At 71.7% G+C, this 12,199-nt stretch carries 7 protein-coding genes; 5 read left to right on the forward strand and 2 right to left on the reverse strand.

Annotated elements, in window-relative coordinates; genetic code table 11:
- The first annotated feature begins 536 nt into the window (after positions 1-536).
- From B1H19_RS31700 to B1H19_RS31720, 5 genes are all read left to right on the forward strand, one after another.
- On the forward strand, positions 537-2,951 hold the full coding sequence (locus B1H19_RS31700) for a glycosyltransferase (RefSeq protein ID WP_237289626.1): 2,415 nt from the start codon (positions 537-539) through the stop codon (positions 2,949-2,951).
- Positions 2,948-4,180 (forward strand): acyltransferase family protein, encoded by a 1,233-nt coding sequence (locus B1H19_RS31705; protein WP_237289627.1) that lies wholly within the window; start codon positions 2,948-2,950, stop codon positions 4,178-4,180. The genes B1H19_RS31700 and B1H19_RS31705 overlap by 4 nt, the downstream gene beginning before the upstream one ends.
- A 411-nt stretch (positions 4,181-4,591) precedes the next feature.
- On the forward strand, positions 4,592-5,974 hold the full coding sequence (locus B1H19_RS31710) for a family 2B encapsulin nanocompartment shell protein (protein ID WP_083108195.1): 1,383 nt from the start codon (positions 4,592-4,594) through the stop codon (positions 5,972-5,974).
- Entirely contained in the window at positions 5,961-7,262 is a 1,302-nt protein-coding gene (locus B1H19_RS31715) for a cysteine desulfurase (RefSeq protein WP_083108196.1), read from the forward strand. Before B1H19_RS31710 ends, B1H19_RS31715 begins: the two co-directional genes overlap by 14 nt.
- Positions 7,263-7,452: 190 nt before the next feature.
- A complete protein-coding gene (locus B1H19_RS31720) occupies positions 7,453-10,227 on the forward strand; it encodes a SpoIIE family protein phosphatase (protein WP_083108198.1) in 2,775 nt (924 codons plus the stop codon).
- Positions 10,228-10,250: 23 nt separating this feature from the next.
- Here B1H19_RS31720 and B1H19_RS31725 read toward each other — a convergent pair whose 3' ends face one another.
- Complete coding sequence (locus tag B1H19_RS31725; protein WP_083108200.1) at positions 10,251-11,492, reverse strand: hypothetical protein; 1,242 nt, start codon at positions 11,490-11,492, stop codon at positions 10,251-10,253.
- Between the two features lie 146 nt (positions 11,493-11,638).
- Positions 11,639-12,094 carry a GNAT family N-acetyltransferase gene (locus tag B1H19_RS31730; protein WP_083108202.1) on the reverse strand — a complete coding sequence of 152 codons (456 nt, stop codon included), beginning with the start codon at positions 12,092-12,094 and terminating at the stop codon, positions 11,639-11,641.
- Between the last annotated feature and the right edge of the window lie 105 nt (positions 12,095-12,199).

The raw sequence follows: 12,199 nt of genomic DNA on the forward strand, positions 1-12,199 counted from the left end.
GGTAGCACACATCGAGACCGCGATGACGACGGGACGTAATGAGAGCGTTACGTGGGCGAAGGTGCGGCGTCACAGTGATCAACGAGAGTGGCGTTGCCCGAAGGCCCGCCACGCGGCATCCTTTGGCACAACTGAAATCCGGTCCTCCCCCACAATCCGATCAGGATGGGACCCTTCATATGCGATCACTGCTGGAATGCGTCCGCGCATTTCCTGGCTCACCAGCCTCTGGCTCCCTGGCCGTGCGCCCCTGTGCGCCGGGTCGATCCGCGGAGAGACAGTCGCTGCCGGTGAAGCGGTGTTTGTCATGAATCTGACAGATGCTGTCCCCCGGCGCTCTCCCCTCATGATCCCCGCGCCACCGCGCGCCCTTCGCTGACCGCTCGGGCGACTCCCCACGTCACCCGGCGGCCCGCCACGGCCGCGGCCCGGCCGGCGTCATCGACGCCTACGCGCCCCTGCCGCCCCGGTCCGAACCGCCGCACCTCGCGCTCCCGGACCGGCTTCGGCATGCCTCGTTGCCAGAAAGGACCCCGATGGTGCTCACCTCGCACCCCACACGCTCCCAGGGCTCACCCACCGCCCTGCTGGGCACAGCGGACGACCACACCCCCGTCCCCGACGCCGACACCGCCCCGGCCCGCCCCGGCGGACACGTTCTGGTCGTCGGCACTCCAGGACCACGACTGGAGCGGCTCACCCAGACCCTGCGCGCCACCGGACACGACGTCAGCCAGGCCCCGCCCGGCGACGTCACCCGCCGCGTCGGACAGGCCCCGCCGGACGCCATCGTCGCCCTCGACGAACGCCACGACCCCGCCGACGGAGACGACCGGCCCGCCCACGGCCACCCCGGACTCGACGTCATCCGCGAGGTGCGCACCGTCCCCGCCGGACAGGCGCTGCCGCTGCTGATGGTCACCGCCGGCACCGAACCCGCCGGCGTCGCCCATCTGCTGCGCGAGGGCGCCGACGACTGCATCCCCGAGGCATCCGATCCGGTCGAACTCTCGGCCCGGATCGAGGCGAAACTGCGCCGGATACCCGTGCCGGTCGAAAACCTCCTCCAGGACCCGCGGACCGGCCTCTACTCCCACCCGCACTTCCTCGACGAACTCGACCGCGAACTCCAGCGCCCGGAAACCGGCCGCAAGGGCGGCGTCCTCGCCCTCGTCGCCGTCGCCGAGACCGACGCCCTGGAAACCCGGCTCGGGCCCCGGGTGCGTCGCGAGGTCGCCGAGCGGCTGGCCGGCGTCGCCGAGCGCACCGGCAGCTTCTGCGACCGGCTCGGATGGGACGACGACGGCCATCTGCTGATGCTGCTGCCCGGCGTCGACGAGGAGACCGCCCGGCACGGCCTGGAGAAATTCGCCACCGCCGCGGCCGGCACCCGCTTCATCGTCGCCGACGAGAACGTCCGGCTCACCCCGGCGGTCGGCTACCTCCCGCTGACCGCATGCGACAACGGCACCCAGGCCCTGGGCAAGGCCCGTGACGCGGCCGTCGAAGCGCTCCGCCACCGCGACCTGCGCCCGGTGCGCTACGCCCCCTGGATGCGCCCCGCCGCCCACCGCCGCCGGCGCCGCCCGCTCGGCTCCCTGATCCGCCCCGCCCTCGCCTCGCTCTCCCCGCTCCTGGCGCTGCTGCTCGGCATCGGCGTCCCCTTCGCGCTCTACCGGCAGACCTACGCACTGGGCTGGGACCTGGGCTCGGACATGTACTGGGGGGTGGTCGCCGGACTCGTCCTCTCCGCCCTCCTGATCGTCCTGGAGTGCCTCTACGCGCTCGACTCCACCCCGCGGCCCGAGACACCCGGCGCGCCCTTCCCGCCCGCCAGCGCCGTCATCGCCGCCTACCTGCCCAACGAGGCCGCGACCATCGTCGACACCGTCGAATCGTTCCTGCGCCTGGACTACCCCGGCGAGCTCGAAATCGTCCTCGCCTACAACACCCCCCATCCGCTGCCCGTCGAGGACACCCTGCGCGAGATCGCCGCCCGCGACCCGCGCCTGGTCCTGCTGCCGGTCGCCGGCTCGACCTCCAAGGCGCAGAACATCAACGCCGCCGTCACCCGCGTCCGCGGCGAATTCGTCGGCATCTTCGACGCCGACCACCACCCGGCCCCGACCGCCTTCCAGCACGCCTGGCACTGGCTGTCCAACGGCTACGACGTCGTCCAGGGCCACTGCGTGATCCGCAACGGCGAGAGCTCCCGCGTCGCCCGCCTGGTCGCCGTCGAGTTCGAGGCGATCTACGCGGTCAGCCACCCCGGCCGCACCCGCCTCTACGGTTTCGGCGTCTTCGGCGGCTCCAACGGGTTCTGGCGCACCGATCTGCTGGCCCGCACCCGGATGCACGGCTCGATGCTCACCGAGGACATCGACTCCACCCTGCGCGCCCTGAACGAGGGCGCCCGCTTCGCCGTCGACCGCACCCTCATCTCCCGCGAACTGGCCCCCACCACCCTTGCCGCGCTGTGGAACCAGCGCTCCCGCTGGGCCCAGGGCTGGCTCCAGGTCTCCCTCAAACACCTCTGGCACGGCCTGCGTTCACCCGTCTTCACGGCCCGTCAGAAACTGGGCCTCCTGCTGCTGCTCGGCTGGCGCGAGGTGCAGCCCTGGCTGACGCTCCAGATCCTGCCCATCCTGCTCTACTCGGCCTGGCGCACCGGCGGCTTCGACCGCTTCGACTGGGCGGTGCCGGTGTGCGTCCTGGCGATGCTCTTCACGCTGGCCGCCGGGCCGGTGCAGGCCCTCTTCGCCTGGCGCCTGGCCGTCCCCGAACTGCGCACCCGGCGCCGCTGGTTCTGGTCGTACTTCCTCGTCTCGACCGTCTTCTACAGCCACTTCAAGAACATGGTCGCCCGGCAGGCCCACCTCAAGGAGGCGCTGGGCGACCGGCAGTGGCGGGTCACCCCCCGGGCCGCGGCGAAGGCGGTGGCCCGACGGTGACCTCGTCCGCAACCCTCACCCCCGGCCCCGTCAGGGGACCCCAACCGCCCGAGGGCGCACCGGCCCGCAGCCGCGCCCGCGACATCGACGGCTTCCGCGGCCTGGCCGCCCTGAGCACCATCGTCTTCCACGTCTGGCAGCAGTACTTCCGCTACGACGCCGGCGGCAGCCATCCGCCGGTCGGCAACCGCTTTGTGGGAGCGGTGTTCTCCTTCGAGGTCATCGACCTCTTCTTCGTGCTCTCCGCCTACCTGCTCACCGTGTCGTACGCACGGGCCGCCATCGACGGCCGCTCCACCCGCCCGGCCCGGCTGTTCCTCTTCCGCCGCGCGATCCGGATCCTGCCGCTCTACTTCCTGGCGATCCTGGTCGTCTGGGCCAGCCGCAACGCGACCCTGCCGGGCGACTGGCAGGACCTGGTCGAGCACCTCACCTTCACCCATGTCTTCGACGGGCAGCGGATCTTCTACACCCTGGGCCCCACCTGGTCGCTGTCCCTGGAGGTGCTGTTCTACGGCGTCCTGATCGTGCTCGGCCCGCTGGCCGTACGGGCCTGTCGCCCGCTGCGCCGCCGCGGCGCCCGGATCGCGGTGTGCGCGGCCGGCTGCGGGGTGCTCTTCGCCGTACCGCTCGGGTGGATCGCGGTCGCGCACTACGGGGTGGGCGTCCCGTCCACCGACTGGGCCGTCTACTTCGGCCCGCAGGCCCGCTTCGGCGGTTTCGCGGCCGGGATGGGACTGGCCGTGCTGACCGTCGCGCTCGGCGGGCGCGGCCGGCTCACCGCCCGCGCGGCGCTCCCGCTGTGCGCCCTCGCCGTGGCCGGCCTCTACACCCTCTCCCTGGTCTCCGCCCCGGAGAACGTCGCCTTCACCTTCTACCACCCGCTCGCCTCCGCGCTGTGGTTCGTGCTGCTCTTCGGCACCGTCCACGTCCGTCGGCACACCATCTGGAACCGTCTGCTGACGGGCCGTTGGCTCGCCGCCGTCGGGCTGGTCAGCTACAGCCTGTTCATCTGGCACGAGCCGGTGATGGTGCAGCTGCACGACGCCGGTCTGCTGCCCGGGGGCCAGGCCGGCTTCCCGCTCGCCGTCGTCATCGTCGTGCTGGCGGCGCTGCCGGTGGCGGCGGCCAGCTACTGGCTGATCGAATACCCGGCGGGCCTGCTGGGCCGGCTGAAGGACTCCAACGGCCGTCCGCGGGAGTTCTATCCGGAGGCCCTGCCCAGGTGAGGGCCGCGGGGCGCCCCGTCCGCCGGGGTGCCCCGCGCCACGCTCCACGGGGCCGGAATCCCTCTCCATAAGCACCCCTTTAGGTGCGCCAAAGCAGGCTTATGAGGGTAAATCAGGTCTGTTGTGGGGTACGGAGCGGCGGCCACCCCGCCGGTGGAAGGGGAAATTCCGTCGGCTGCCCAGGTGGTGGCGGGGCTGCCACGCACGGTAGTCGGTCACCTGTACGGAAGCGACGGCCCAGCTCAGGGGGTGTTTCCGGCCGGGTGCCGGACCACGGCCGGTTGCCGGTGGCGGCGGCACGGCCAGACGATCGGGACTCTCGCTCCGGCATGCCCCACCACCGGCCGTCGGCCGTCACTCCGGCATGCCCGGTCCGCGTGTCACCGTCCACCCCCTTTCCCAGGAGGACCCGTGAACGATCGGATGAGTCTCGGCCCGGATGCCGCACGGCAGCTCGCCACCACCACCAAGACCACCCCGCAGATGCGCGGCATCACCCCGCGCTATCTGCTGCGCGCCCTGCCCTGGGTGGACGTGGAATCCGGCGTCTTCCGCGTCAACCGCCGCCGCACCTACGTCCTGGGCGACGACCGCATCAGCACCCACACCGACACCGGATCGCCGCGCGTCATCCCCGGCGACCTGCGCGAGCTGCCGTATCTGCGGGACGCCGACGACGCACTGCTGGCCGAACTCGCCGACGCCTTCCAGGAGGTCGCCTTCGCCCCCGGGGAGCTGCTGGCCGAGGACGGCGACGCGCACGACCGGCTGTGGGTCCTCGTCCAGGGCCGCGCCGAGAAGCGGGCCCACGGCCGCTACGGCGAGGACGCGGTGCTCGAAGTGATCGGCGACGGCCAGTTCTTCGACCTCGACGCCTGGACCCGCGCCGAACCCCTGCCCTACCGCGTCAAGGCGCTGACCCCGGGCGTGGCGCTGTGCATCGAACGAGGGGTGCTCGACGCGCTCTGCGACCGCGACCCGGCGCTACGCGGCGCGGTGGACGCCTACCTGGCCGCGGACGGGGTGCTGCCGGGCGCCGAGGTGCCGGTCGACCTCAGCGCCGGCCACACCGGCGAACCCGACCTCCCGGGGACCTTCGTCGACTACGAGGAGGAGCCCCGCGAGTACCACATGACCCTCGCCCAGACCGTGCTGCGGGTGCACACCCGGGTCGCCGACCTCTACAACGGGCCCGTCGACCAGACCCGCGCCCAGGCCAACCTCACCGTGCACGCCCTGCGCGAGCGCCAGGAGGCCTCGCTGCTCAACCACCCCGAATTCGGCCTCTTCCACAACGTCGCCCCGGGGCAGCGCGTCCAGGCCCGCACCGGCGCCCCGACCCCCGACGACCTCGACGAACTGCTCTCCCGCGTCTGGAAGCACCCCGGCTACTTCCTCGCGCACCCCAGGGCCATCGCCGCCTTCGGCCGGGAATGTACCCGCCGGGGCGTGCCCCCGGTCATCGACACCCGCTTCGGCAGCCCGCTGCTGAGCTGGCGCGGGGTACCCCTGCTGCCCTCCGACAAGGTGCGCTTCTCCGGCGGTGCGGGCACCGGCACCACCGAAATCCTGCTGATGCGGGTCGGCGAGGCCGAGCAGGGCGTGGTGGGTCTGCGGCCCGCCAAGGTCGCCGACGAGGTCGAACCGGGCCTGGCGATGCGCAACATGGGCGTCGACCAGAAGGGCATCACCTCGTACCTCATGACGGCGTACTTCAACAGCGCGGTGCTGGTGGAGGACGCGCTGGCGGTGCTCCAGAACGTCGAGGTGTCCAACTACCATGATTATTCCTGAGGTTGAGGGCGCGCGGCAGGCTGATGGTGCACGGCCGTCCACGGCGCCCGAGGGGCGGACCGCTCCACCGCCCGCCTTCTCGCCCGAACGCGCCCGCCGCGACGTCCCGGCCCTGCACCGCACCGTCAACGGCCATCCGCTCGTCTGGCTCGACAACGGCGCCACCACCCACAAGCCGCGCCAGGTCATCGAGGCGCTGACCGGCTTCTACGGCACGGCCAACTCCAATATCCACCGCGGCGCGCACACCATGGCGCGGGAGGCCACCGAGGCGTACGAGGCGGGCCGGGAGGCCGTTGCGAGGTTCCTGGGCGCCCCGTCGCCGGACGAGATCGTCTTCGTCCGGGGCACCACCGAGGCGGTCAACCTCGTCGCCCAGAGCTGGGGCCGGGGCAACCTCGGCCCCGGCGACGACATCCTGGTCCCGGTGCTGGAGCACCACTCCAACATCGTCCCCTGGCAGCTGCTCGCCAAGGCGACCCGGGCCCGGGTGGTCCCCGTACCGCTGCGCCCGGACGGCCAGATCGACCTGGACGCCTACGCAGGACTGCTGTCCATGCGCACCCGGCTGGTGGCGGTCAGCCAGGCGTCCAATGTGCTCGGCACCGTCCCCCCGGTCCGCGAGATGACCGCGCTCGCGCACCGCTACGGGGCCAAGGTGCTGGTCGACGGGGCGCAGGCGGTGGCGCACTTCCCCGTCGACGTGCAGGAGCTGGACGCCGACTTCTATGTGTTCTCCGGCCACAAGCTGTTCGCCCCCACGGGCATCGGCGCCCTGTACGCGAAACCGGAGATCCTTCGGGAGATGGCGCCGTGGCAGGGCGGCGGCAACATGATCGAATCGGTGGACTTCACCCGTACCACCTATGCCCCCGTTCCCCACCGGCTGGAGGCCGGCACCGGGCACATCGCCGGCGTGGTCGGCCTGCTCGCCGCGCTGAACTGGCTGACCTCCTTCGACCGCGACGCCGTCGCCGCGTACGAGACCTCGCTGCTGGACTACGCCCGCCGGGCCCTGACCGCCCTGCCGGGGCTCGAACTGCTCGGCTCGGCTCCCGACCGGATCGCCGTTCTGACCTTCACCCTCGCCGGACACGACCCGGCGGCGATCGCCGACTGGCTGGACCGCGACGGCATCGCGATCCGCGCAGGCCACCACTGCGCCCAGCCGGCACTGGCCCACTACGGCCTGCACAGCGCGGCGCGCGCCTCGCTCGCGCTGTACAACACGGCGGAGGAGGTGGACCGACTGGTGGCGTCGCTGGGGCGGCTGCAACAGAGCGGCTGACGCCCGCCGCGCTTTCCCGGGTGCGCGTCCTTCCGGCGGGGGACGCGCGCTCGGCCCGACACAGGGAGTGACCGCGGGGTCGCGATCACCCCCGTCACGACCGCATCGGCCGCCCACACTCCGTCGCACAGTCATGCGATAAGCGGCGTGGTGCGTATCGGACGGATTGGGCGCGGGGTACACATGAAGCATGGCCCGAATCTCCGGCCGCTTCCCGTGGCCACCCTCGGGGCGCTGGGTCACCGGTCGGCGCCCGGGCCGCGGCGACCGGAAGGAGCAGCGGAACGGCTCGTCGAAGCCCTCAGCGCGGCGCGTGCGCTCCGCGCTGAGCATCCGCAGCGTCGCCGGACAGATGTTCGTCCTTCAGATCACCGTCGTCCTGCTGCTCATCGTGGCCGCGGTGACCACCCTGCTGATCCAGTCCCGCAGCGACCGCTTCGCGGGCGCGCGCGGCCGTTCGCTCGCCGCCGCCGAAGCCTTCGCGCACAGTCCCGGCCTGGTGGCGACGATGCAGGGCCCCCACCCCTCCAAGATCCTCCAGCCGCTGACCGAGGCGGCCCGCAAGGCGGGCGGCGTCGACTTCATCGTCGTCATGAACCGCGACGGCATCCGCTTCACCCACCCCCTGCCGAGCAAGATCGGCAAGCATTTCGTCGGCACCATCAAGCCCTCGCTCGCCGGCCACATCACCCTGGAAACCGTCCACGGGCCCCTCGGCCACGAGGTGCAGGCCGTCGTCCCGGTCTTCGACGCCAAAGGCCGGGTCGTGGGCATGGTGTCCTCCGGTCTGAAGGTCCGCCGCGTCAGCAGCGCGATCGACCGCCAGCTGCCGGTCGTCCTCGGCGCCGGCGCGGCCGGACTGGCCCTCGCCACGGCCGGTACGGCGCTGGCGAGCAGCCGGCTGCGGCGCCAGACCCATGGGCTCGGCCCGGCGGAGATGACGCGGATGTATGAGCACCACGACGCGGTGCTGCACGCCGTCCGCGAGGGCGTGATCATCGTCAGCGGCGGCGGCCGGGTGCTGCTCGCCAACGACGAGGCGCGCCGGCTCCTGGGCCTGACCCCGGACGTCGAGGGGCGCCGGGTCAGCGACCTCGGACTCTCCGAGCGGGTCACGGACCTGCTGGTCTCGGGCCGGGTGGCCACCGACGAGGTGCTGCCCTTGGGCGACCGGCTGCTGGCGGTGAACAACCGGCCCACCGACCGCCGCGGCGGCCCGCCCGGCAGCGTCGCCACCCTGCGCGACTCCACCGAACTGCTGGCCCTCGCCGGAAAGGCCGAGTCCGCCCAGAGCCGGCTGCGGCTGCTGTACGACGCGAGCATGACCATCGGCACCACCCTCGATGTGCAGCGCACCGCCCAGGAGCTGACCGAGGTCGCCGTGGTCTGGTTCGCCGACTATGTCACCGTCGACCTCGCCGAACCCGTCCTCATCGGCGCGGAGCCGCCCGTGGGCTCGTACCGCGAGGCGCCGGAACTGCGCCGGGCGGCGCTCGCCGGCATCCGCGACGACCACCCCCTCTACCGGGCCGGCGAACTGCACACCTACCCCGCGACCACCCCGATGGCCACCGGTTTCGTCACCGGCCGGTCCGTCCTCGTCGGCGATCTGACCAAGGCCGCCGACCTGTTCGCCCAGGACGCCGAGCGGTTCCAGCGGCTGGTGCAGTACGGCTGCCGTTCCCTGATCACCGTTCCGCTCCAGGCGCGCGGCGTCCTCATGGGCATCGCCAACTTCTGGCGCGCCCAGGACCGGCCGCACTTCGAGGGGGGCGATATCTCCCTGGCCGAGGAGATGGCCGCCCGGGCCGCCGTATGCATCGACAACGCGCGCCGCTACACCCGCGAGCACGCCATGGCCGTCACCCTTCAGCACAGCCTGCTGCCCCGCGGTCTGCCCGAACAGAACGCGGTCGACATCGCCCACCGCTATCTGCCCGCGCAGACCGGGGTGGGCGGCGACTGGTTCGACGTCATTCCGCTGCCCGGTGCCCGGGTGGCCCTGGTCATCGGCGATGTCGTCGGCCACGGGCTGCACGCCGCCGCCACCATGGGCCGGCTGCGTACGGCGGTGCAGAACTTCTCCACCCTCGATCTGCCGCCCCATGAACTGCTCAGCCACCTGGACGAGCTGGTCACCCGTATCGACCAGGAGGCGGTCACGGCGAACCAGGACGCCGTACTGGCGGGCGCCACCTGCCTGTACGCGATCTACGACCCCTCCCACGGCAGATGCAGCCTCTCCCGTGCCGGGCACCTCCTGCCGGCGCTGGTCCACCCCGACGGCACCGTGCAGTTCCCGGAGCTGCCCGCCGGCCCGCCGCTGGGCCTGGGCGGTCTGCCCTTCGAGGCGGTGGACCTCCACCTGCCCGAGGGCAGCAGCCTGGTCCTGTACACCGACGGCCTCGTCGAGGACCGCGAGCGGGACATCGACACCGGCCTGCGGACCCTCGCCACCGTGCTGGCGCACCCCGGCCGCACCCCCGACGAGACCTGCGAGGCCGTCTTCGGGGCCCTGCTCCCCGCCCGTCAGCGCGACGACATCGCCCTGCTCGTCGCCCGCACCCGCATGCTCGACCCCGAGCGCATCGCGGACTGGGAGGTCCCCTCCGACCCGGCGGCCGTGGCCGACGCCCGGGCGGACCTCACCCGCCAGCTGAGCCGCTGGGGCCTGGAGGAGGCGGCCTTCACCACCGAACTCGTCGTCAGCGAACTCATCACCAACGCCATCCGCTACGCCACCGGCCCCATCCGCGTCCGCCTCCTGTACGACCGCACCCTGATCTGCGAGGTCTCCGACACCAGCAGCACCTCCCCCCACCTGCGCTACGCCGCCACCGAGGACGAAGGCGGCCGGGGCCTGTTCCTCGTCTCCCAGCTCGTCCAGCACTGGGGCACGCGGTACACGCCGGAGGGCAAGATCATCTGGGCGGAGCAGGCGCTGGGCGGGCCGCTGCTGCCGTGAGGCTCAGCGGGCGGACGGCAGCTTCAGCGGGGCGCGCGCGGCGACGGCCGGAACGCCATCGACAGCGCATCGCCCTCCATATGCGCCAGCGGGTTCTGCCGCAGACACAGATTTCCCAGCGGTGAGACGCCCACCTCACCCGTGACATGGCTGACGAGAAAGGACAGCCCCAGTCGTCCGACGACGGGTTCCTGGGCGGGCCGACGGGAGGTCAGATCGCGGCTCTTTCCCAGGGCCGTCGGATCGGACGTCTTCAGGGAACCGTCGATGGCGGCATTCCACAGGCCGGCGAAGTCCAGGGACTCGGCGAACCTCTGGAGGACCGGCCGGTGCCCGAGCATTTTCTGATGCGGACTCGTTCCCCGCAGATACGCATCCCATTGCTCCTGGGTATGCGTTCTGCCCAGCACCACACTGCGCGATCCCCAACTCCAGTAGTTTTCGACCTCGGTCGCCTTCATGACCCATTCGCCACGGTCCTGGAGACCGGGAACGGAGTCGCCGTCGGCCGTCCGGATATCTTCGCGGACGCCGTCCCGGACATCTTCCACGAGATACGATTCGACGCACGTCTGCCGCAGGAACGAAAGATTCTCCCGGCCCAGGGATTCCTCCAGGAGCGCGGTCATTTCCCGGTCGTGCAGCACGGCAAAAATCATCTTGGAGTCCAGCCAGGGCTCCGCGGTGATGACGCGGTGACGGTCGAGGGTGAGCGGCTGTGCCAGCTCGGAGCGGTAGAAGAGCCGGTCGACCAGCCCATCGGTGCCGATCCGGTCCGTATCGATGTCGACCGCCCGGATGTCGAAGCCGAGCATCTCGCGCATGGCCCTGGCGAAAAGGCCGGTCTCTTCTCTGCTCTGGGTCACCGTCCCGGTCGCGTAATAGACCCGACTTTCCCCCAGGGCGGCGTACCACTTGGCGAATTCCTCGACGACGGCCAGCCGGTCGGACTCCCCGGGCAGGGCGGCCAGCAGCCAGCCGCGCCCGGCCGGAACGAAATCCATCTCGCAGACCTTGGGCCCCTGCGCGGTCAGGAGGATATCCGGCCGGCACACATGCCCGGAGGACGGCGCCGATCCGTAGCGCGGCACATCGAACGGCATTCTCCGCCCCCACTTCGGGTGGTCGCGCAGAGCGGGCCCGAGGGTGAACCGGATGAGCGGTGCAAGGGCCTGGGCGAATTGCCGGGAGAACGCGGCGAACGGCAGGACGGCGAGGTCGTCTTCGATGTCCAAGGGGACGGCCGTAAAGGGCGAGAGGGTCATGGCGACTCCTTTGACGGAACGCGAGGGCCGCGCCGCGCCGGCTCCCCCCGCTTCTCCCAGTGCGCCATGGAGCGGGCAGCGGGGCGACGGCTGTTACGCCGAACGGGTTCCGCCCCGCAGGGGCGGCGCCTCTGCCGTCAGACCGCTCAGAGCACCTTGGTCAGGAACGTGCTGTTCGGATCGGGCCGGTAGTCCGCGAACGGCTCGCACTCCCGGAATCCGAACTTCTCGTACAGCCTCCGCGCCGGCAGAAAGAACGCGGTCGCGCCGGTCTCCAGGCTCAGCCGCCGCACGCCCCTGCGACCGGCCTCCGCGATGATGTGTTCCAGCAGCAGGGAGGCGATCCCGCTCCGCTTCCGCGCGGGATCCGTACGCATCGACTTCAGCTCCGCGTGCCCCGCATCCAGCCTCTTGAGCGCACCGCAGCCCACCAGGGCGTCCCCGTCGGTCACCGACCAGAAGGTGATGTCCGGCGAGCGAAGGGCGTCGAGATCGAGGGCGTGCTTGCTCTCCAACGGCGTGACCGACTGCATCTGCCGGACGTGCTCCCGCAGGAACCGGGCGATCTCGGGCCCGGAGAGGTCGTCCACCGCGATCTTCACCGTGCTCACCTTTCCTTTCGTGTCCGCTGCGCTGACGGCCCAACCTCTCACCCGGCGCACAGGGCCGGGAAACCGTTTTCGCCGCCGCCTACGCCGCGAACGGCC

It is taken from the genome of Streptomyces gilvosporeus (assembly GCF_002082195.1).
GTDB classification, from domain to species: domain Bacteria; phylum Actinomycetota; class Actinomycetes; order Streptomycetales; family Streptomycetaceae; genus Streptomyces; species Streptomyces gilvosporeus.